Origin of the sequence: Agrobacterium sp. SOY23 (assembly GCF_027212525.1) — a bacterium.
Taxonomy (GTDB): Bacteria; Pseudomonadota; Alphaproteobacteria; order Rhizobiales; family Rhizobiaceae; genus Agrobacterium; species Agrobacterium tumefaciens_I.
Genome location: NZ_JAPWDT010000005.1, coordinates 171,704 through 191,271 on the forward strand (window position 1 = coordinate 171,704; position 19,568 = coordinate 191,271).

Genomic DNA, 19,568 nt, shown 5'->3' on the forward strand with positions numbered 1-19,568 from the left:
AATAATATAAAAGGAGAACAGCAATGAACTGGAAATGCCTTACACTTACCGCCGCAGTTTTGGGAACGGCTGCCGCTTCGCCCGCCGCAGCGGATCAACTCGATACCATCACGGCGAACAAGACGCTGCGCTGCGCGACCTTCGCGGATGTCGTTCCCTTCGCCGCACCGGATCCGAAAACCCGCGAGATGGCCGGTTTTGATGTCGATCTCTGCAAGGCCATCGCGAAGGAACTTGGGGTCAAGGCGGAGATCAAGCCCGTATCGGTCGAGGCCCGCGTTCCCGAAGTGAAGCTTGGCCGCGTCGATATCACCGTTGCCAATCTTGCCTATACACAAAGCCGCGCCGAGCAGATCCAGTTCAGCGATCCCTATTATCTCGCCAAGGAAATGCTGATCGTTCCGGTTGACGATGCCGGCAAGAAAAAGGCCGATTATGAAGGCCAGCGTGTCGCTTCGACCAAGGGTTCGACCTCGGAAATGTCGATCAAGCTCAACAAGTCGGAGCCTTTGACCTTCCAGGATACGGCGTCTGCCTATCTCGCCGTTCAGCAGGGCAAGGCGCGCGGCATGGTGGCCAACACCATGACGACCACGAAATTCGTCAATGAATCCAAGACCAAGGGCAAGCCGATGCGGATGATCGAAGAACCGATGCTCTATCAGCCGATCGGCATCGGCATGGCGAAGGACAATCCGGCCCTGACCGCCAAGATCAATGAGATTCTCCGGAAGCTCGATGCCGATGGCGAGATCAACACGATCTGGAACAAGTGGCTCGGCCCCGATACGGAATACAAGATGACCCGCACCGACAAGGTCGTCCCGCTTTCCGAGCTGAAGTTCGACCCGATCCCCTGATCTGCCGGCTCGGCCCACAGCAGCGATTTCAATATTCACCTGAACTCAAATGCAAGCGGCGGGACGTTCCCGCCGCCAGCCTTACCGTGGGAGGTTTTATGATCCACATCAAAGATATAGCAGAACGGCCAAGCAAGGCGGACATCGAAGCGCTTTCGAAGTTTTCGCCCGCCACCATCCATGAGGCGCAGGGTCGAAGGGGCGCTTTGTCCTCCCGTCTCAAGCCAGTCGATTACCGGATGAAGCTGTGTGGCCCCGCTTTCACCGTCAGATGCGCGCCGCGTGACAACATCATGCTGCAGCTTGCGATCAACTACGCCAAGCCCGGCGATATCATTGTCGTTTCGGCCGGCGAATATGAGGAAGCGGGTTCGTTCGGTGACGTCCTCGCCAATGCCTGCCTTGCAAAAGGTATTGGCGGTTTGGTGACGGACACGGGCGTGCGCGATACGCTGCAATTGCGAGACCTCGGTTTCCCGGTGTTTTCCCTCAGCGTCTGCATCAAGGGAACCGTCAAGGAAACCATTGCGGCAGTCAATGACAGCATTATCGTTGGCGGCGAAATCATCAATCCGGGCGATATTGTCGTTGGTGATGCCGATGGTCTGGTCGTGGTCCGTCGCGCGGAAGCGCAGGAAGCCGCACGGCTGTCGCAGGCCCGCGAAGATGCCGAGGCTGGTTTCATAGAGGCCTATAAACAGGGCAAATCGGTAATCGAGGTCAGTAATCTGGAACCGGTGCTGAAGGCCAAGGGGCTGGTTGTCGACATCTGAACGTGAAGGGCGGGCTCGGCCGCATGGGCCTGAGCCCCGCCGGCGGCCGACTGGGCGCCGGTACGCGACATGCCGCCCGCGGGCTTCAGTCTTGGCGGTCAGCGGCGTCGTGCTTCACTGAAACAGTGCGGCTCCCGGGCCAGGCCGTTAGCGCGACATCGATCAAAGCCTTCAATCTCACCGTACATGCACCATCGCAGGCCTGCGCGGACATGCCCTGAATGATGGCGCCATAAAAACGTGCAAGGGTGTCCGTGTCGGTTTGTTCCGGAAGTTCGCCTTCGCTGACGGCGCGATCGAACCGTGCCTTGAGAATCTGCATCGACGCCTCGCGCAACGCGGCCGTTGTGCGGGCGACGGAGGCGTTTTCTTCAGAATGCTGGAGAACTGCGGTCGAAACGATGCATCCGCGCGGTTTGTCGGGCTGCGTGTCTCCTTCAGCAATGTCATATAGATAGGCGGCGAGCGCCTCGTGGGCCGGTATCGGTGCCTGCAATATTTCGGAGCGACGCTGGCTTTGCTGCGCAATGCTGTGATCAAGCGCCAGGCGGAACAATTCCTCCTTCGAACCGAAGGTCGCATAAAGAGACGGCGGCGTGATCCCCATCGCGTGGGTGAGATCCGCTATCGAGGTTCCCTCGTAGCCACGCTCCCAGAACAGCCGGGCTGCGATATCAAGCCCCGCATCCCTGTTGAGCCGGCGCGGCCTGCCGCGTTTTCGCATCGTTTCAGACATTATTGTATCGATCGCTATAAAAATATTGACAGATCATGAGTGCCTCTTATTATATCGATCACTAGTTAAATCGCAACGGAGTGATCCATGTCTCAACGACTATCGAACAAAGTAGCCCTGATAACGGGAAGTTCACGTGGTATCGGCCGCGCCGCCGCCCTGGCATTTGCGAAGGAGGGGGTAGCCCTTATCGGCGTTCACTACGCTGCGAATGCGGAGGCGGCACAGGCAACGGTCCGCGAAATCGAGTCCCTCGGCTCGAAAGCGGTCGCGCTCAATGCCGATCTTCGCCAGGGGAAGGTGGCGACAGACAGCCTTTGGGAGCAATTCAGGGAGTCTGCGGTTGCCTTCACGGGCTCGCCATCGCTGGATATTCTGGTCAACAATGCGGGTATCGCGCCGGCTACGCCGTTGAAAGAGACGACCGAAGCGGCGTTCGACGAGTTGATGACGATCAATTTCAAGGCGCCCTTCTTTCTCATTCAGGCTGCGGCTGACCATATCCGCGATGGCGGCCGTATCATCAATGTCTCGACCGGTTTCACCCGCATCGCGGCGCCGACGCATCCAGCCTATGCGGCATCCAAGGGTGCGCTTGAGACTTTGACGCTGGCGCTTGCCCCGGAATTCGGACGGCGCGGCATTACGGTCAACGCGGTACTGCCGGGGGTGACTGAGACCGACATGAACGCCGGATGGCTGGCGGCGCCGGAAGCCCGCGCGGGTGCGGAAGCCCTGTCTGTATTTTCCCGTCTCGGCCATGCCGACGATATTGCGGACGTCATCACATTCCTCGCATCGACGGATGCCCGCTGGACTACGGGACAGATGATCGACGCGACAGGCGGTGCGCGGCTTTGAGCCGAGGCTCTGCAAATAACCCTGGACGACCGGCGTCGGGCGGTTTCGCCCGGTGCCGCGAGCGAGGTTTTGCTTGATCCGCATCGCCTGATGATCGTGAAAACAGGGAAATGCCGGATTGTGCGGATGGCAGAGCTACCTGTTGTCATCCACTATTTTTGCTGCTTTGCAACATCATATGCAGGTGACTAAGTTGACCCGTCTCTTGGGAGGGTGGCAGTTCGTGTCAACATCTACGAGGATCCTGGATGTCATCCACTTCCGATCTGGAAACCGTCGCCCGCCGTGGCGGCAAATTTCAGCGCATGGCGGCTCGCATACCAACCTACCTGACCGACCTGCGGGAAAATCCGGCCTGGCTGCCAATGTTCATGCTCGCCCGCACGATGCCCTTTCGCAAAGCACACTGGCTGACCGCCCGCCGCGTGCCTCGTTCCGTGGAAACAGCGCCCTCGATGTTCGGGAACCTCAAGCCCGAAGTCGTCGCGGACGAGTTGCGGCGTACCGGAATTTTTACCGGTTTGCCGCTGCCAAAGGATATCCAGCAGGAGCTTTTCAGGTTCGGCTGTGAAACGCCCTGTTTCGGCAATTTCGAACGGAAGCTCGAATTGCTTGCCGGAGAGCATGCGGAGGCCGAGCAGCGTTTCGGGCGGACGATCCTGAGCGGGCATCATTTCGAGAGGGTGATGCAATGTGATGCCGCGCTGGCGGTTCAAAGAGATCCGCTGCTTCTCGATATTGCCAGACACTATCTCGGTGGTGAAGCCAAGCTGATCACGACACGAACCTGGTGGAGCTTTCCAACAAAATCAGCATCGGAAGAGGATTTGAGCCGCGCCTCCTTTAAATATCATTTCGATCTCGATGACTGGCGCATGCTGAAATTCTTCTTCTACCTCTCGGATGTCGATAGCGATGCCGGCCCTCACATCTATGTCCGAGGCAGCCACAATCGCCGGCGGCTGAAGCATCAGCTCACACTTCTCGTGGGCCATCCCGCAGAGGACGTGCTGGAATATTACGGGTCCGAGAACGTTGTCGAATTGACCGGCAAGGCGGGAACCGGCTTCGTTGAAGACCCCTTCGGCTTTCATATGGGGACACCTGCCAAAACCACGCCACGACTGATGATGGAGGTGGGCTTTGGTGTCTCCAGGCCGTCAAAGCGGCGCTATCATGGCGAGCCGGTCGTCCGCTAGGTCATTCGCCAACCGGCAGGCAGATGACATTCAGCCTGTATTCATTGCCACTGAAGAGAATAGATACTCGCCGCGCCCGCCAGCGCGGAAAGGCTCCGGGTACGAAAGACGAGTCTGCGTACCCGGAGCCTTCACGGACATGTACGCGCGGTTTAGACCCTCGCCACCTGTTTACTGGTTGATTTGCGGCTCCACGAGCTTTGCAAGTTTGCGCAGGGACTCCTGCCAACCCAGATAGCAGGCGTCGGCGGGAATGATGTCCGGCACGCCCTGCTGCTCGATGTTTACCTCGGTGCCGGATGCAACGGCCTTCAGGCTGACGGTGACTTTCATCTCGCCGGGCAGGTTGGGATCATCGAACCGGTCCGTATAGACAAGACGTTCTCCCGGCACGAGTTCAAGATAGGTGCCGCCGAAGGAATGGCTGTCGCCGGTCGTGAAATTCCGAAAGGACATCCGGTGGTTTCCGCCGACTTTTGCGTTCAGTTCATGAACGGTGCAGGTAAACCCGAATGGCGGGAGCCAGCTTGAAATTGCGTCCGGTTCGACGAAGGCGCGATAAAGCTTCTCGGGTTTGGCGGCGAAGACGCGGTGTAGGCGAATGGTGCTAGGCATGGTTTCTCCTCCTGTTGATGCATTGTCATTCAACGTGGTCGATCAGTCTCCGGGCTGAAGAGTAACCGGATATAGCGGTGAAGGTGGTCGAGGCTTCCGACGGCCTGCTGTGGGTCGCCGCTCGCCTTTGCCAGAATGAAAGCGCCCTGGATGACGGCCTGGATGTGCAGGGAAAGGCTTTCTGCGGTAAATGTCCTTGCGACGCCATATTGATCCATGGCGGCCTCGATATCGGCAACCAGCGTGCCGGCGTGACCCGAAATGCTGTCCCAGCATGCCTTGCGGATCGCATCGCTGGTTTCATAGACCTCCTGCGCCATCGTGCCGACGAAGCAGGTAAAATCCGGCAGCTCGCCCTGGATCAATTGTTTGCGGAAAGCGACATAGTTCAGCAGGCGCTCCAGCGGGTCAGGCGCATCATGGTAAGGTGCGGTTTCAAACACCGCGCCGGTAACATGCGACCAATGATCCGCTGCCGCGACGGCCATCTCCTCCTTGCTGGAGAAATGGTGAAAAAATGCGCCCTTGGAAAGGACGGCTTTCGCGCAGACATCATCGATTGTCGCCGCGGCATAGCCCTTGGTCCGAATGACGGCGAAGGCCGCCTCCAGCAAGCTCGGTCTGGTTGATGGGTTCTGCTTCCTTGCCACGTTAAATCTCCCTTGCGTAATTAAATACAGACTAGTTGGTATTTAATCAATGGAAATTTTTCACCGAAGAGATATCCCCAACCGAAACGGCGCGTCAGCTCGCCGGTATCGACATCAGAATGCTTTGGCGGTCGGCAGCGGGGGCGTCGAAAACGCATGTGTATGAGGAGACATCCGACCCGCCGGCGCGTTGTGGTGGCGCCCTGATTTCGAGGGATCAAACAGCGGGGCCGCGCGTGAGGCCGCGCAATGATGGGTGTCGCCGGGGAGCGTGCGATATTATGGGTTAGCTGTCTTCGGCAAAGCCGGGCCATGGTCGAAGCACTCGATCAGCATTTCGGTCAACACCCGGATTTTTCGCGCAGGATGCTGCCCGGGCGGTCTGACGACATATATTCCCGCAGGCGGCGGTGGAAAACGTTTCATGACCGGAACCAGCACGCCCGAGCCCAGATGATCCCTTATGAGATCGACAGGGAGCACGGCGATACCCAGGCCGGCTGCTGCGGCGACAGCGAGAGCGGCACCGTTGTCGGCCTTGAAACGTCCCTGCGGGCGAACGGTTATCACCTTGTCCCCATCCATCACCTGCCAGACTTCCGTTCCCTGCATGAGAGCCTGATGGGCGACAAGTTCCTCCGGGGTCTCCGGAGAACCATGGGCCTTGATATAGTCCGGGCTTGCAACGAAGGTCCCGTAGAGGGGACCGACGCGTCTTGCTACCAGGTTCGAGTCATGAAGAATGCCGACCCTGATCGCACAATCATATCCTTCCGCGATGAGGTCGACGAAACGATCGCTGTAACAGGTCTGGATCTGGAGTTGAGGATGCCCGAGCGCCATTTGCGCGATCACTGATGCGAAATGCGTCGGGCCAAAGGAAAGCGGCGCGGCAATCCGCAGGCGTCCACGGAGTTCACCGGCCGGCAGGATTGTCTCCCTCGCCACATCGATTTCGGCCGAAATCCTTGCCGCATAGTCCCGGAATGTTGCGCCCGCCTCTGTCAGAGAAGCGCCGCGGGTGGATCGCGCCAGAAGCTGCACCCCAAGCTCCGCTTCAAGCCGCACGAGCCGGCGGCTGACCATCGACTTGGAGACGCCCAGTCGCAGCGCGGCCGAGGTGACGCCACCTGCATCAGCGACTTCGACGAATGTCCGGAGATCTTCGATATCCACTCGGTGTTCCTCATTCTGCGACACAGCTTAGCATAGACAGGGACTACCGCACCATAAACAGGAATGACAAGTTCGTTCTGCGGCAGCGTCTCGAAGGGCGCATGCCTCTTGAGCAAATGCGCTTTCAATAAATCGCCAACACAGGATGAAACCATGACCTTTCGTAACGGCCTTGATTCCCTTCTCCGTCCCGAAGATTCCGTCCTTGTTCTGATCGACCACCAGCCTTACCAGCTGGCGAACCTGAACAGCCACGATCCGCAAGCGGTGGTCAACAGCACGACTGCGCTGGCGAAGCTGGCAAAAGCCTTCGATGTCCCGACCATTCTGACCAGTGTCATCGCGGCGCGCGGCGGTCTTCTCTTCAAGCAGATCACCGACGTATTTCCCGGCCAGGAGGTCATCGATCGTACCTGGGTGAACACCTGGCAGGACGAGAATGTGGTGAACGTCGTCAAGGCGACCGGCCGCAAGCAGCTGATCATCGCCGGCCTGTGGACCGAGGTCTGCGTGGCGATGCCTGTGATCCAGGCCGCCGGCGAAGGCTGGGACGTGACCGTGATTACCGACGCATCGGGCGGGATTTCGAAGGAGTCTCACGAAGTCGCTATCCAGCGGATGATCGCGGCTGGCGCGAACCCGATGACAGTAATGGCGCTCGCTGGCGAATGGCAACGCGATTGGGCCCGCACCGGGCATGTCGAGCAGCTGACCGAGATCCTCATCCAGCACTTCGCCGGCAGCGGCATCGCCTATCTCTGGGAACAGCAGCTGCTCAACACGCCGGTACCGGCCACCCAAAGCGGTCACTAAAGACAAAGGCACGATGGGGTCGAATGACCCATCGCGACAGTGCGGACGGTGTGTTGAACCACAGCGTCCGTTTTTCATGACAGGTGGACGTGCCTGAAGCCCCCGGCGGCTTGATGGTGGGCGTGATGAATTTCCGGCATCTGTCAGCCGCCATTACTGGATTGCAAGCGCAGTGCCCGCTGGTCAGCCAGCCTCCCTTTACGTACAACTCCATTGCTTCCGTGTTGCGAACGCGGTCAGGCTTGCAGTTACATTTTATCCGTAAGGGGACCCTATGTTCGAGAAGTGTGTTTGGCACAATGAGCCGCAGCAATGGTCGCTCAGCGACGGGGTCCTACAGCTAACCACCGACAAGAACTCCGATTTCTGGCGGGAGACCTATTACGGTTTTACGCGTGATAGCGGGCATTTCTTCGGAATGCAGTGGCAGGGCGATTTCACCGCTTCGCTGCGTGTTCAGGGCAATTATGAGGAATTATACGATCAGGCGGGGATCATGGTCCGGATCGACGGGTCCCGTTGGATCAAGGCAGGCATTGAGCTATCGGATGGCGCTGCCTGCATAGGCAGTGTCCTGACCGTGGATCGCTCCGACTGGTCTACAACCGCCTATTCCGGGGACCCGCGCGATTTTTATCTCCGCGTCACGGTTGCCGATGGTGTCCTGCGCCTCCAGACCTCTGGAGACGGCATCCGGTGGCCTCTTCTCAAACTTTGCCCGTTTCCGGAAGCTCAGTTCTATCAGGTTGGTCCCATGTGCTGCACACCCGAGCGTGAGGGCCTGGAGGTGACGTTTTCGGAGTTTCATGTAGGACCTCCACTCCGCAAGGCTCTTCATGATCTGACGTGAGGAATGTCGGGAACGCCATCCCGTCAGCGGCCGTAGCCGCCTGCGCGAGCCCGTGACAGGGGGAAACTTCCCCCTGAACAGCTTGCGACCCGACGCATTTTTCAAGAGCCGGATGCGATGCCGGTCACGCTTTGCCGGGTTTGGGGAGAACCAGATCGCCAACCGTGTAGGTGTGGAATTCGCTTTTCGAAACCGTGTCCAGCTTGCGGAATTTTTCAACGAATACCGGATCGGAAAAGAACTCATCGACATTGCCGGTTCCCTGAATGGCCTCGACGTTGACGACCGTCTGCCCATCCGTGCTTTTCGCAAGGCTGCTCCAGAGGAACCCTTCTTTCCGTTCGGCGACGTAGTGCACGACATCCTGAATGATGGCGAAGGCTTCTTCCTGTTTTCCGGGGTGAGCGTGAATGACGTTGACAACGAAGGTCGTGGGGGCGGGAGAGCCCGTAAAAGCTGCAAGAGGTGTCGTTTCCATGAATATCTCCATTTGTGAAGCCGGGGCCAATTTCGCCGCGGCCGCATCTGGATATCGGAAGGAAAATAGCGGATAAACGGGCTGCTATTCTCAACATACAGGAAGAAAATTCCTTAATCGCGGATCATGGACAAGCTCGGAACACTCGGCATATTCATTCAGGTCGCGGAAGCGGGAAGCTTCGTGGCGGCCGGACATCGTCTCGGCATCTCCGGATCGGCCGTCGGCAAGGCCATCGCCCGTCTGGAAGACGAGCTGGGCGTGCGATTGTTCAATCGCTCGACGCGCAGCATGACCCTGACGGAGGATGGCGGTTTCTTCCTCGATACGTGCCGGCGCATCCAGTCGGAATATGAGACCGTTCAGGCGCAGCTGTCGCGATCGCAGGCCGCTCCGCGCGGGCAGCTGCGCGTCAGCCTTCCCCTGGCGGGCATGCTCCTGATGCCGACAATATCGGCCTTCATGAATACCTATCCGGACATCAATCTCGACCTGGATTTCACCGATCGCCTGGTGGATGTCATCGAGGAAGGGTTCGACGCCGTCATCCGGACCGGCGATATCAGGGATACACGGCTGATGAGCCGCAAGCTCGGCACCTTCAAACACAGGATCGTGGCAGCACCCGGCTATCTCGAAGCGCATGGCTGGCCGGCGGTTCCCGAGGATCTCGCCGGGCACCGCTGCCTCCATCACCGTTTCGCGAATTCCGGAAAGTTTGAACCGTGGCCGCTGGTTCGCGACGGATGCGAGATCAGGATCGATCTGCCGGTCGCAACCGTTGCCAGCACGCTGGAGCCGTTGATCTACCTCGCGGAGCGATCATTCGGGATCACCTGTCTTCCTTCATTCGCCGTGGCATCCGAAATCGCCCAGGGGAAACTGGTTTCGCTCCTGGACGACTACGTGGCCGATACGGGAACTTTCTGCGTACTCTGGCCGACCAATCGATATCTTTCTCCAAAGGTCAGGGCGTTTGTCGACTACATGGCCGCCAATCTTTTCGCCAGATGATCGCAAGAATGGTGAAACGAGTACCAGCCACGACTCCCGGTGATGGCTGCGAACGGGAAGAGGCCCAAGCGGATATTGCGTCGACGATCAAAGCAACTTTCGCAGAAATATTCTCGCATGCTTATCGGGGGGATATCGCTCCAGCTTGCCGAACACGGAGTATCCTTGCTTTTCATAGAAACCTGGAGCCTGAAAGCTGAATGTGTCGAGCCAAATCCCGACGCAGTTTTCGTCCTTCGCCCATTGCTCCGCCTGCGCCAGAAGCTTCGCCCCCAGTTGCTGGCCCCTCATGGCTTCGGGCACGAACAGCAACTCGACGAACAGCCATTCATAATAGCATTTCGCCCACAGGCCACCCTGGATTCCGCCGTCATCATCGCGCAGTAAAATTGCAAGCGGCTTGTAGCCATCCTCTCCCGCCTTCGAATCATTAAAGGCGAGCAGGGGGTTGAGGATTGCATTGCGGTCATCTTCGTTTGGATCGAGCTTCATTTCCAAAACAGGCATTTCGTATCTCCATTCAGCCGATGCGCTCGCGAAAATTGATCGCCGGTGTTACTGACCTCTATCCCGAGCACTCACAGGGTGTCGCGAAAATGATCCCTGATGAATACGGGAAGATCGTTTGACGGTGGCGTGAAAGGCACCTGATACATCATGTCGCCGACAAAACCACGGTGATAGGTGGCATGATTGACGACGTGCAGCACGATTTGCTCGCGGGTCATGACGCCTTCGCCTCCGCCAACAAATTCGAAATGAACGGCTTTGGCGAGGTCTTCGTCCGACCATGTGTCGACAAGATCGATATACCAGCGGTCCATGTCCTGCACCGCGTCCCACAAATCGCCGATTGCCGGTGTATGCTCGGTATTGCGCGCGGTGTAACCGTGTTTCTTTCCCTGCAGATGGTGCCTGAAAATATCGTCCACCACATAAACATGGTTCAATGTATGCACCATGTTTCCGAACCGGGTCGGCCGCTGCCGAAGAGCCTCGCCATCCGGCAACTCCATCACGCTGCCGAAGGTCAGCCCATTCGCCCAGGCCTTGTAGCGAACCAGCATTTTCAGGGTATCTGCCGCCGATGCGGCGTGCGCGTGGGTTGGGCTGAGCGAGGCGGAAGACATGCTGGAACTCCTTGGTGGTTTGCAACTTCAAAGCAATGATCGAGTCGGTCCGGCGCTGCCTGCGCCGGGCCGGAAACGGTTTTGCGGGTCGGCCATGGGAATATGATCCATGCCTGTCCCGAACCGCCAATGTCCGTGGACCGGGATCAGAGCGATCCGTGCTTTTCCTGTAAAAGCCGGATGGCAAGATGCTGGAGCAGAATGATCGTCTTGGCATCGCGAATGTCGCCACGATCGATCATCCGCATCGCCTCCGGCAGGGGGATTTCGAGCACATCGATATCTTCTCCCTCGTCAGCGGAACCGCCGCCTGCACCCACTTTGTGTGTGTCGGCATATTCGCCGTGGAAAAAGGCGAGATATTCGGTGACCGAGCCGGGGCTCATATAGATATCGAACAGGTGTGTGAGTTCGGAAACCTCGTAACCGGTCTCCTCCATCAGTTCCGCACGCATTCGCGTCGCCGGTTCTGCGCCTTCGAGCAGCCCTGCCGGTGTCTCGATCAGTGATTCCAGACCGCCATTCAAGAGAACCGGCAATCGGAACTGGCGGGTCAAAAGGACATGGCCGTTTGCCGGATTGTAAAGCAGGCATGTCGCGCCGTTGCCGCGGTCATAGGCCTCCCGGGTCTGCTTCTGCCAGCTTCCGTCCCGCAGCCGGAGTTCATATTCATACTTGGTCAGCCGGCCCCAATCATCCGCCAACACGCGTTCGGCAATTGGGCGGTAAACACTGTCATTCATCAAGTCACCTCGTTTTCATCTGTCTTTCAAAGGCCGAGCAATCGGCCTTCGACATGTGTGCGTGTTTCACCACCCACCCATATTACGCCGGTCTCATCGCGGCTCAGGTAAACGCGGCCGTGCCGGCCGAGACGTGTCCCCTGAGCGGCGACATAATCTGCCGCGACCGTGCCCGTGGCAAACAGCCATTGCGCCAGCGAGGCATTGAGGCTTCCGGTAACGGGATCTTCGGCGATGGCGCCCAGATGATCGCTGAAGAAGGCGCGAACCTCAAAGGCAGCTTCGCCGCCTTCCGCGTGGGGGCCAACCACACCGACATCAATGCGCCCGGGCCAGCTGCGAACCGGATCGATGGAAAGCACCTTTTCGGCCGATGCCAGCCTGATCCCCAGCCATCCGGGACCATTATCGATCCAGGCGGCATCAAGGACGTCATGAGCCTCGATCCGTAATAGTTGCCGTGCCTCTTCCAGCTCAGCCGGTGTCGGCGCACCGGAACGGACAAGCGGCGGGGCGGCAAAGGAAAGCCGCCCATGCGCGCGCCGGATCGGAACGAGCCCGGCACCGCATTCCTGAATGATGCCCGTTTCGTTTTTGGGTGAACCGTTGGCAGACAGCCAGGCGTGGCAACTGCCCAGCGTGGGGTGCCCGGCAAAGGGCATTTCCCGGTCGAGCGAAAATATTCGGACCCGGTAGTCAGCCTTGGGATGGGTGGGCGGCAAGAGAAATGTGGTTTCAGACAGGTTGAACCACCGCGTTAGCCGCTGCATTTCATCGGTCGTCAGGTTGTCGGCGCCCGTGACGACGGCCAGCGGATTGCCGGAAAGCGGCCCGGCGCCGAACACATCGATCATATGGATAGCAAAAGTCATGACATCGTTCTTTCAGTTCGGATCAACGGGCGGTCGCGGACGGAGGGTGGGCCTTTAGCTCTACCAGACAAGCAGTTTGAGACCCGCAACCGCAAAGACAGCAGAGAGCACGGATTCGATCCAGCGCCGTAATCTGGTATAAAGTGCGATCATCGAGGAGGTCGAGAAAAGCAAGGCATAACCACCGAACACGGTGACGCCGAGAATGGCGCAGCCGCCGATGATCGCCGGTAGCATGCCGGCAGGCGCGTCCGCGCGAAACCCGAGCGACATGATGGCTATCCATGACAGAATGGCCTTGGGGTTGCCTATATGCATGAAAAGCCCCTGCCGATAGAGCGATCGATAGCGCGGCACCGCGCGCTCCGTGATCGTCCCTGCAAAATCGGAGACCGGTTTGAGGGCTGATCTGCCGGCACGGAAGGCCAGATACAGCAAATATGCCCCACCAACGATCTTGATGACGAAAAGCGCCTGGGCATAGGCGGTGAGCACGGCGGACAGGCCGGTCGCCGTCAGGATCGCCCAGAACAGTGAACCGGTGATGACGCCTGCTGCCAAAGCAAGGGCCGGCAGGCGCCCGTCACGCATCGCCGTTGCCATGATTGCCATGTTGCTCGGCCCCGGGCTGGCGGTGGCAATGAGGTAGGTGCCGTAGACGAGGGCGAGCTGGCTGGCGAACATTCGGGCTTTCTCCGGAAATCAGACGTTTTCCGCATTAATGCGGGAGATCGCCGCGATGGACGATATGGACCTTGTTGCCATCGGGATCACGCAGATAGGCGCCGAAATAGCCGTCGCCATAGTGCGGGCGCGGACCGGGGCCGCCTTCGTCCGTTCCTCCGTGAGCCAGACCGCCGGCATGGGCCTCGCTCACCGCTTCTTTCGATGGCGCCAGAAAGGCGACCATGCCGCCATTGCCAGCCGTTGCCGCTTCGCCATTGAAGGGATGATAGACATAAAACCGCGGCAATGGAGCGTGCGCTGTCACCCAGCAAAGGGCCGCAGGCCCGCCATCGGGCGTGATGGCCCGGCGTATCATGCCAAGCGGCGCAAGCAGGGCATCATAGAAACGTCCCGCCCGCTGAAGATCACGCGTTCCAACGGTTACATGGCTGAACATTCAAACCTCAATACACGAGCGGTGGTGGCCGACAGGCGGTGTAAAATGTGGATTTCATTTGGCTTCCTCATAGCTCATGTTACACTTGCTGTTTATTGAAATAGTGTAACGTGACACTTTTAAAGAGGCCGCGACCTTGCTGCTGCAATCCCCCTGGACCCCGCACCTTGCAAACATCGAGGCGAATGCCGCCGAACGGCTGGTGTTTGCGCTTGCCGATGACATTATCGAAGGGCGGCTGGCTGGCGGCGACCGTCTGCCCGCCCATCGCGACCTCGCATGGAAACTGGGCGTGGGCCTCGGCACGGTGACGAAGGCCTATGCCGTGCTTGAACGGCGCGGCCTGACGCGCAGCGTCAAGGGGCGGGGAACATTCGTTGCGCTTCAGGAAGCCCATAACGACCGGCAGATCGACCTCTCGTCCAACGCGCCGCCCGCCACGCTCAACGCCCACATTCTGGCAAAAACGCTGACCGGCATCGCGCGCAGGATCGATGCGGATCATTTTAATCTCTACGCTCCGCCCGCCGGGCATGTGGAACATCGGCGCGTGCTGGCCCGCTGGCTCGAAACGCTGGGTCTGCCCGTTGATCCATCGCATCTGGTGCTGACGAGCGGCGCCCGCCAGGCGCTGGCATTGGCCTTCGATCTTGCCTGTGGCCCGGATGGCCTGCTGCTGACCGAGCGGATCACCTATCCCGGCGCGCTCGCACTTCTTCGGCGCAAAGGGTGCCGGGTGCAGGGTGTGGAGATCGATGCCGAGGGAATGGTGCCGGACGCGCTTGCCGAAGCGCTCAAGGGCGTGGAACCGCACGGCGGCAGGGCGATCTATCTGACGCCGACATTGCACAATCCGACAACCGCGACGATGGGCATGGCGCGGCGGCAGGCCATTGTGGATATTTGTCGCCGGGCGGGCGTCTCGATCATCGAGGACGGTGTTTATGCGGCATCCGATCCGGATTTTTACCCATTGGCGGCATTGGCTCCCGATATTTCGTTTCATGTGAATGGATTGTCCAAGTCGCTCGGCCCCGGTTTGCAGATCGGCGTGCTGGCGCTGCCGGCGGGACGGAAGGATGCAGCGGAGCGCCTGTTGCAGGATGTGCCCATGGCTCCCTCGGCACTCTCCTGCGCGGTAGTCGAGGACTGGCTGACGACCGGCGTCATCTCGTCGACCCAGCGCGATCTGCGCCATGAGGCGCGGCGACGCTCCAGCCTTGCGGTTTCCCTGCTGGGTGCGAGCGAACTTGTCTCGCACCCCGATGCATACAATGTCTGGTTACCGATGGAACGCGAGGCCGCCAATCACTTCACATCCATCGCCGCAGCGAACGGCATAAGGTTGACCCCTCCGGACACCATGATGGTGGATAGGCAGGATCAGGCAAGCGGCATCCGGCTTTGTCTCGGCGGCCCCGCATTCGATGACCTGACCGGGGCGTTGACCACGCTTGCGGGGCTGCTGAGGCGGCTGGCGTGACGCCATCGAAACGCAAAACCACCAGCACGACAATCAGACAGACAACCAGACAAGAGAGCCTGTATAGCCATGAACCGTTACCCGATCGTACCGGATGAGAATGCGTGGGAGCCCTGGAGCCCTGCTGAGCTGTCCCGGCGGCTGAGCGGCGTATCGAGACCCTGGTGCGTCGTTGGCGGCTGGGCTCTCGATCTGTGGCACGGGAGGAAAACGCGCGAACATGAGGATCTGGAATTCGCGGTCCTGCGTGAGGATCTGGGCGTTTTCCGGCATGAACTGAAGGATATGGAATTCTACACCGTCAAGGACGGCGTGCTCGAACTGCTGCCGGCGGATCGGGAATCGGCGATGGAGATCTTCCAGATATGGTGTTTCGATCGCATTGCCGGGTGCTGGCGCGCCGACATGATGATCGAACCCGGAACGAATGACATGTGGGTCTATAAAAGAGACCCGGCAATTACCGGGCCCCGTATCGAGATGGTGTCGTTGACGGCAGATGGTATCCCTTACCTCAATCCCTCCGCCGTGCTCCTGTTCAAGGCGAAGCACAGGCGCCCCAAGGATGAGGAAGACTTCATGAATGCCCACCCGAAACTATCCCCATCGGAGCGCCGATGGTTGAGGGATTGCCTTGATCTCCTGCATCCCGGTCACGAATGGGCACTCGTGTGAGATGACAGGAAACAAGCGCGCGAAAAACACCTTGAGCCTTCGCAAGGCCGGGCACGGTGTCGAATCGGACAGGGATTTTCGCGCGACTATGGCCTGTATCCCAGGCATCGTTGGTCGAGGTCAAAACATCCGGGGGATGACATCGGTCGGTCCATGTTTGTCCATCAGCCTGTGCTTCAGCGAACCCAGCACATGAAGGGCGATCAGGACCAGGAGGCTATAGGCGCCATATCGATGAAGCGTCTGGAAAACCACGAAGGCGCTGTCGTTCTTGGGAAGCAGTTCCGGCAGATGCGATATGACGAAGAAGGGGACACCATCGCTCTGCGAGAAGCTGCTGGAAAGCGAGTATCCGAGGAGCGGAACGAGAAGGGTCAAAAGGATCAGAAGCCGGTGCACCACATGTGAGAGAGTTTTCTCCCAGGGCGCCAGAACCGGCGGGGTCGAGGGCAGGATTTTGCTGTAGCGCCAGCGAAGTGCAAGGTGAACGAGCGCAAGCAACCAGACCAGAACGCCGAACTGCTTGTGGTTGGGATAGAAAAACGAGGCGGTCGCCATGTCGCTCTCCGGCAGGCGCGTCATATACCAGCCGGAGGCGATGAGGCCGATCACCAGCGCGGCCCTTACCCAGTGCAGACAGCGGATCGGCAAGGGATATCTCACCGAAGAACCCTTTATTGTGACATCTGACATCCGAATATTCTCCGTAATGAACGTCCATCCTGATTGGATAGACCTGGGTCAATTGTGGCTGGGAGGCTCAATGGCTTGCCCTTGCATTCCTCAGGGCGAAGAAAACTGCCGCCGAAAGAATGGCGATCAGTGCGCCCGCCGCCGTCAAAAGCAGGGCATGCGCCCTGGAAAACGCGTCCTTGCCGGCGGCCACCAGCGACGCGGCAAGATCGTCGGGAAGCTTGCCGGCCAATACATAGGTATCTCCGATCGACCGGCTTGCCGCTTCCACAAGCTCGGCCGGAATGCCGGGGGGCGCAGTCATCGCGCCGGCATAGATTGCCGACAATGCCACGCCGAAAAAGGTGATGCCGAGGCCCGCACCGAGTTCATAGCCAGTGGCTTCCAGTGAGCCCGCCGCGGCAGCTTTTTCCGCCTCCACCGCTCCCATGATGGCGATCGATGAGGCGGTGAGGCCAATGCTCAAGGCCAACCCCAGCACTGCCAGCAAAACCGGAACGAGGACGCCGGGCCGATGGAAATCGGACTGCGCCAGCGCCACAAGGGAAATGGCCGCGGTCGAAAGGGACAGCGTCGCCACTGCCCTGAGGCCGAAACGATTTGACAGAAAGCCGGCGACCGGACCGCCAGCGGCGGCCGCAACCATGATCGGCAGCATGAAAAGACCTGCGTCAAGCGGGGATTTGCCAAGGACGAACTGGAGTTCCTGCGCGAGCGTCAGTTCCACACCGGCAAGCGCCCCGGCGGTCACGATCGCCATGCCGACGCCCGTCACGATGGCGGGCCGTGAAAACAGGGACATATCGAGCATGGGTTCCGCGACAGCACGTTGACTTCTGACGAACAAAAGGAGAGCCGCGGCGCCGACAGCCAGGGCAAGAACAATGACCCAGAGCGGCTCCTTGCCGCCGAATCCGGATTTTGCGGCAAAGACCAATCCGATAATGCCGACAATCAGCAACATGGCCTGGCCGATCTGCCATCGACCCGGAGCGTGATGCTCTTTTCGCGGCAGGGCAAAGGCGATGACCGGAAAGATCAGAAGCAATACCGGCACGTTGATCAGGAAAACGGAACCCCACCAGAAATGCTCCAGCAGAGCACCGCCCACGAGCGGACCGACGGCGGCGCCCGCCGCTCCGACCGTTCCCCAAAGCCCCAGCGCCATGGCCCGTTCGCCCGGGTCCTCGAATGTACGCCGGATGATGCCGAGAACGCAGGGCATGATCATCGCAGCACCGAAGGCGAGCAGAATCCGTCCGCCGATCAACATTTCGGGCGTCACCGAAAAAGCCGCCACGATCGAGGCCATTCCGAAAATCGCGAGGCCGCACAGCAGCAGTTTGCGGTGGCCGATACGATCGGCAAGCGTTCCCATGGGCACGAGCAGGCCGGCCATGAGCAGGGAATAGATATCGATGATCCAAAGCACCTCCGTTGTCGATGCCTGCAAGGCCAGGGTCAGCGACGGCACGGCGATATGGAGGATCGTCATGTCGAGAACAACGGGCAGGAAAGCGAGCATGACCGCAAAAAGGATCAGCCATCTTCGCTTCTGCAACTGTGCGGGAGAGGGGACACCATTCGGGTCGAGGGAGACCGTCATTTTTTTCACCAGTAATTACGCATATTTGCCGGATTGCGGATATCGCGACCACCCATCTGCGGGCGGGCGATGATCTGTTCCACCTTTCGCTCTTACCGGCCCGGCTTTGCATTTTGATGGAGGGAATGTGGAGGATATATGGAGGCGAAGGAAGGCTGCGGTTCGGTGCCGTCTTCCCTGGCTGTCACGGGATCGGCTGCCCGAGCGATATCTCGAACATGGCGCCTGCCTTTTCCGAAGGCGCATACCGGATCTTTCCGTCATGTGCCTGGACGATCGCACGGACGACGGAAAGGCCCAATCCGTTTCCTCCCTGCAAACCCGATTGCGTTCCCCTCTGGAAGGGTTCGAAAGCCCATGGGGCGATATCGCTCCCAAGTCCGGGGCCCTCATCAATGACGCGAATGATGGCCACATCATTCTCGACGGAAAGCGTTATGTCGATCGCGCCTCGCACCGCATAACGGCGGGCATTGGTCACAAGTGCCAGAAGCGCCTGGCGGATGCGCATTGCATCGACACGCACCGTCACATCGCAAAGGTTGAGCCGGAGTTCGAAACCTTCACTCTTCAGCGAAGGCTCCATGACCATCGCCAGCTTGCTTATCTCTTCCCCGAGCCGCACCGGCTCGATCTGGAGGTCGAGGCGACCGCTATCGGCGAGCGTCACGGTTCTCAGATCCTCCACAAGTCTGGCAAGCGAATCCACCTGCAGAACGAGTGCCTGCAACGACGTTTCGTCAGGATCGAACACGCCATCGATAATGCCTTGCAGACGGCCTTTCAAAATCGTCAGCGGCGTGCGCAATTCGTGGGCGATCGTAGCATTCCATAGCTGCATATCGGCCGCCATGTCCTGAAGGCGTTGCGCCATGGCGTTGAAGTCTCCGACGAGATGTGCGGTCTCTCCAAGCGAGTGATCTCCGGGAGACGCGCGCGCGGACAGATCGCCATCCTTGATGCGCCTCGCGCTTGAAGCAAGGGATTCCAGCGGCTCCAGAATGCGCCGGGCCAGCCTTACCGATGCGATTGCCGCGACGATGAGGGCGATGAAGATCAGCACCGACAGGATGATGAAGTCGACGCCCGTCAACCAATTGTCCGTCGATTCCGACCAGGGATAGAAATAGAATATGATGCTGAAGGCGATATAGGTGCCGAAGAATACGACGAGACCGGCGATGACGGTCATCGCAGACATTGCAAGCAGAATCTGTC

Annotated in this window: 23 protein-coding genes; 9 read left to right on the forward strand and 14 right to left on the reverse strand. The window is 59.2% G+C overall.

The features are described 5' to 3' along the window. Positions 1 to 23: 23 nt before the first annotated feature. Both O3S81_RS16070 and O3S81_RS16075 read left to right on the forward strand, forming a co-directional pair. Positions 24 to 860 carry an ABC transporter substrate-binding protein gene (locus O3S81_RS16070; protein ID WP_269344707.1) on the forward strand — a complete coding sequence of 279 codons (837 nt, stop codon included), beginning with the start codon at positions 24 to 26 and terminating at the stop codon, positions 858 to 860. A 98-nt stretch (positions 861 to 958) separates the two neighbouring features. Next, the gene (locus O3S81_RS16075; protein ID WP_080827938.1) at positions 959 to 1,633 is read left to right on the forward strand and encodes a 4-carboxy-4-hydroxy-2-oxoadipate aldolase/oxaloacetate decarboxylase; all 675 of its coding nucleotides are present in this window, start codon (positions 959 to 961) and stop codon (positions 1,631 to 1,633) included. Between the two features lie 85 nt (positions 1,634 to 1,718). Here the strand turns inward: O3S81_RS16075 and O3S81_RS16080 are convergent, their stop codons facing one another. Further along, on the reverse strand, positions 1,719 to 2,369 hold the full coding sequence (locus O3S81_RS16080; protein ID WP_269344708.1) for a TetR/AcrR family transcriptional regulator: 651 nt from the start codon (positions 2,367 to 2,369) through the stop codon (positions 1,719 to 1,721). 87 nt (positions 2,370 to 2,456) lie between these two features. Here O3S81_RS16080 and O3S81_RS16085 point away from each other — a divergent pair, with 87 nt between their 5' ends. Together O3S81_RS16085 and O3S81_RS16090 are read left to right on the forward strand one after the other, a co-directional pair. Next, positions 2,457 to 3,230 (forward strand): SDR family oxidoreductase, encoded by a 774-nt coding sequence (locus O3S81_RS16085; protein ID WP_269344709.1) that lies wholly within the window; start codon positions 2,457 to 2,459, stop codon positions 3,228 to 3,230. 248 nt (positions 3,231 to 3,478) lie between these two features. Next, complete coding sequence (locus O3S81_RS16090; RefSeq protein ID WP_269344710.1) at positions 3,479 to 4,429, forward strand: phytanoyl-CoA dioxygenase family protein; 951 nt, start codon at positions 3,479 to 3,481, stop codon at positions 4,427 to 4,429. Between the two features lie 171 nt (positions 4,430 to 4,600). Here O3S81_RS16090 and O3S81_RS16095 read toward each other — a convergent pair whose 3' ends face one another. The 3 genes from O3S81_RS16095 to O3S81_RS16105 form a co-directional block, all read right to left on the reverse strand. Next, positions 4,601 to 5,044, reverse strand: a complete 444-nt coding sequence (locus O3S81_RS16095; RefSeq protein WP_269344711.1) for an SRPBCC family protein — start codon at positions 5,042 to 5,044, stop codon at positions 4,601 to 4,603. A gap of 29 nt (positions 5,045 to 5,073) precedes the next feature. Beyond that, the gene (locus O3S81_RS16100; RefSeq protein WP_269344712.1) at positions 5,074 to 5,694 is read right to left on the reverse strand and encodes a TetR/AcrR family transcriptional regulator; all 621 of its coding nucleotides are present in this window, start codon (positions 5,692 to 5,694) and stop codon (positions 5,074 to 5,076) included. Between the two features lie 279 nt (positions 5,695 to 5,973). Beyond that, positions 5,974 to 6,870: a LysR family transcriptional regulator gene (locus O3S81_RS16105; protein WP_269344713.1), complete on the reverse strand. Its 897-nt coding sequence runs from the start codon at positions 6,868 to 6,870 to the stop codon at positions 5,974 to 5,976. Between the two features lie 153 nt (positions 6,871 to 7,023). Here O3S81_RS16105 and O3S81_RS16110 point away from each other — a divergent pair, with 153 nt between their 5' ends. Further along, a complete protein-coding gene (locus O3S81_RS16110) occupies positions 7,024 to 7,683 on the forward strand; it encodes a hydrolase (RefSeq protein ID WP_269344714.1) in 660 nt (219 codons plus the stop codon). A gap of 274 nt (positions 7,684 to 7,957) precedes the next feature. After that, the gene (locus tag O3S81_RS16115) at positions 7,958 to 8,533 is read left to right on the forward strand and encodes a DUF1349 domain-containing protein (RefSeq protein WP_269344715.1); all 576 of its coding nucleotides are present in this window, start codon (positions 7,958 to 7,960) and stop codon (positions 8,531 to 8,533) included. A gap of 124 nt (positions 8,534 to 8,657) precedes the next feature. Here the strand turns inward: O3S81_RS16115 and O3S81_RS16120 are convergent, their stop codons facing one another. Further along, the gene (locus O3S81_RS16120) at positions 8,658 to 9,011 is read right to left on the reverse strand and encodes an antibiotic biosynthesis monooxygenase (RefSeq protein ID WP_269344716.1); all 354 of its coding nucleotides are present in this window, start codon (positions 9,009 to 9,011) and stop codon (positions 8,658 to 8,660) included. A 126-nt stretch (positions 9,012 to 9,137) separates the two neighbouring features. Here O3S81_RS16120 and O3S81_RS16125 point away from each other — a divergent pair, with 126 nt between their 5' ends. Then, positions 9,138 to 10,025, forward strand: coding sequence for a LysR family transcriptional regulator (locus O3S81_RS16125; protein WP_269344717.1), 888 nt, complete (start codon positions 9,138 to 9,140; stop codon positions 10,023 to 10,025). 87 nt (positions 10,026 to 10,112) lie between these two features. Here O3S81_RS16125 and O3S81_RS16130 read toward each other — a convergent pair whose 3' ends face one another. The 6 genes from O3S81_RS16130 to O3S81_RS16155 form a co-directional block, all read right to left on the reverse strand. Next, the gene (locus tag O3S81_RS16130; RefSeq protein WP_269344719.1) at positions 10,113 to 10,532 is read right to left on the reverse strand and encodes a GNAT family N-acetyltransferase; all 420 of its coding nucleotides are present in this window, start codon (positions 10,530 to 10,532) and stop codon (positions 10,113 to 10,115) included. A 71-nt stretch (positions 10,533 to 10,603) separates the two neighbouring features. Continuing rightward, positions 10,604 to 11,155: a DinB family protein gene (locus O3S81_RS16135; RefSeq protein ID WP_269344721.1), complete on the reverse strand. Its 552-nt coding sequence runs from the start codon at positions 11,153 to 11,155 to the stop codon at positions 10,604 to 10,606. 146 nt (positions 11,156 to 11,301) lie between these two features. After that, positions 11,302 to 11,898 (reverse strand): NUDIX domain-containing protein, encoded by a 597-nt coding sequence (locus O3S81_RS16140; protein ID WP_269344722.1) that lies wholly within the window; start codon positions 11,896 to 11,898, stop codon positions 11,302 to 11,304. A 26-nt stretch (positions 11,899 to 11,924) separates the two neighbouring features. Then, entirely contained in the window at positions 11,925 to 12,770 is an 846-nt protein-coding gene (locus O3S81_RS16145; RefSeq protein ID WP_269344724.1) for a PhzF family phenazine biosynthesis protein, read from the reverse strand. 60 nt (positions 12,771 to 12,830) lie between these two features. Next, positions 12,831 to 13,454, reverse strand: a complete 624-nt coding sequence (locus O3S81_RS16150; protein WP_269344727.1) for a LysE family translocator — start codon at positions 13,452 to 13,454, stop codon at positions 12,831 to 12,833. A gap of 34 nt (positions 13,455 to 13,488) precedes the next feature. Then, positions 13,489 to 13,893, reverse strand: coding sequence for a VOC family protein (locus tag O3S81_RS16155; protein ID WP_269344729.1), 405 nt, complete (start codon positions 13,891 to 13,893; stop codon positions 13,489 to 13,491). Positions 13,894 to 14,029: 136 nt separating this feature from the next. Here O3S81_RS16155 and O3S81_RS16160 point away from each other — a divergent pair, with 136 nt between their 5' ends. Together O3S81_RS16160 and O3S81_RS16165 are read left to right on the forward strand one after the other, a co-directional pair. Beyond that, positions 14,030 to 15,376 carry an aminotransferase-like domain-containing protein gene (locus tag O3S81_RS16160; RefSeq protein ID WP_269344731.1) on the forward strand — a complete coding sequence of 449 codons (1,347 nt, stop codon included), beginning with the start codon at positions 14,030 to 14,032 and terminating at the stop codon, positions 15,374 to 15,376. 69 nt (positions 15,377 to 15,445) lie between these two features. After that, positions 15,446 to 16,051 carry a nucleotidyltransferase domain-containing protein gene (locus O3S81_RS16165; RefSeq protein WP_269344733.1) on the forward strand — a complete coding sequence of 202 codons (606 nt, stop codon included), beginning with the start codon at positions 15,446 to 15,448 and terminating at the stop codon, positions 16,049 to 16,051. 120 nt (positions 16,052 to 16,171) lie between these two features. On the opposite strand, the gene O3S81_RS16170 is transcribed toward O3S81_RS16165, so the two are convergent. From O3S81_RS16170 to O3S81_RS16180, 3 genes are all read right to left on the reverse strand, one after another. Continuing rightward, the gene (locus O3S81_RS16170; protein ID WP_269344735.1) at positions 16,172 to 16,744 is read right to left on the reverse strand and encodes a cytochrome b; all 573 of its coding nucleotides are present in this window, start codon (positions 16,742 to 16,744) and stop codon (positions 16,172 to 16,174) included. Between the two features lie 67 nt (positions 16,745 to 16,811). Then, entirely contained in the window at positions 16,812 to 18,350 is a 1,539-nt protein-coding gene (locus O3S81_RS16175) for an MFS transporter (protein WP_269344736.1), read from the reverse strand. A gap of 184 nt (positions 18,351 to 18,534) precedes the next feature. Continuing rightward, positions 18,535 to 19,551, reverse strand: coding sequence for an ATP-binding protein (locus O3S81_RS16180; protein WP_269344737.1), 1,017 nt, complete (start codon positions 19,549 to 19,551; stop codon positions 18,535 to 18,537). Positions 19,552 to 19,568: the final 17 nt, after the last annotated feature.

Bases quoted from the DNA above. Each gene is read 5' to 3' on its own strand.
- O3S81_RS16070 (WP_269344707.1), top strand. From the start codon at position 24: ATGAACTGGAAATGCCTTACACTTACCGCCGCAGTTTTGGGAACGGCT.
- O3S81_RS16135 (WP_269344721.1), bottom strand. From the start codon at position 11,155: ATGTCTTCCGCCTCGCTCAGCCCAACCCACGCGCACGCCGCATCGGCG.
- O3S81_RS16145 (WP_269344724.1), bottom strand. From the start codon at position 12,770: ATGACTTTTGCTATCCATATGATCGATGTGTTCGGCGCCGGGCCGCTT.
- O3S81_RS16130 (WP_269344719.1), bottom strand. From the start codon at position 10,532: ATGCCTGTTTTGGAAATGAAGCTCGATCCAAACGAAGATGACCGCAAT.
- O3S81_RS16075 (WP_080827938.1), top strand. From the start codon at position 959: ATGATCCACATCAAAGATATAGCAGAACGGCCAAGCAAGGCGGACATC.
- O3S81_RS16150 (WP_269344727.1), bottom strand. From the start codon at position 13,454: ATGTTCGCCAGCCAGCTCGCCCTCGTCTACGGCACCTACCTCATTGCC.
- O3S81_RS16120 (WP_269344716.1), bottom strand. From the start codon at position 9,011: ATGGAAACGACACCTCTTGCAGCTTTTACGGGCTCTCCCGCCCCCACG.
- O3S81_RS16180 (WP_269344737.1), bottom strand. From the start codon at position 19,551: ATGTCTGCGATGACCGTCATCGCCGGTCTCGTCGTATTCTTCGGCACC.
- O3S81_RS16110 (WP_269344714.1), top strand. From the start codon at position 7,024: ATGACCTTTCGTAACGGCCTTGATTCCCTTCTCCGTCCCGAAGATTCC.
- O3S81_RS16165 (WP_269344733.1), top strand. From the start codon at position 15,446: ATGAACCGTTACCCGATCGTACCGGATGAGAATGCGTGGGAGCCCTGG.
- O3S81_RS16085 (WP_269344709.1), top strand. From the start codon at position 2,457: ATGTCTCAACGACTATCGAACAAAGTAGCCCTGATAACGGGAAGTTCA.
- O3S81_RS16140 (WP_269344722.1), bottom strand. From the start codon at position 11,898: ATGAATGACAGTGTTTACCGCCCAATTGCCGAACGCGTGTTGGCGGAT.
- O3S81_RS16115 (WP_269344715.1), top strand. From the start codon at position 7,958: ATGTTCGAGAAGTGTGTTTGGCACAATGAGCCGCAGCAATGGTCGCTC.
- O3S81_RS16155 (WP_269344729.1), bottom strand. From the start codon at position 13,893: ATGTTCAGCCATGTAACCGTTGGAACGCGTGATCTTCAGCGGGCGGGA.
- O3S81_RS16090 (WP_269344710.1), top strand. From the start codon at position 3,479: ATGTCATCCACTTCCGATCTGGAAACCGTCGCCCGCCGTGGCGGCAAA.
- O3S81_RS16170 (WP_269344735.1), bottom strand. From the start codon at position 16,744: ATGTCAGATGTCACAATAAAGGGTTCTTCGGTGAGATATCCCTTGCCG.
- O3S81_RS16125 (WP_269344717.1), top strand. From the start codon at position 9,138: ATGGACAAGCTCGGAACACTCGGCATATTCATTCAGGTCGCGGAAGCG.
- O3S81_RS16080 (WP_269344708.1), bottom strand. From the start codon at position 2,369: ATGTCTGAAACGATGCGAAAACGCGGCAGGCCGCGCCGGCTCAACAGG.
- O3S81_RS16175 (WP_269344736.1), bottom strand. From the start codon at position 18,350: ATGACGGTCTCCCTCGACCCGAATGGTGTCCCCTCTCCCGCACAGTTG.
- O3S81_RS16095 (WP_269344711.1), bottom strand. From the start codon at position 5,044: ATGCCTAGCACCATTCGCCTACACCGCGTCTTCGCCGCCAAACCCGAG.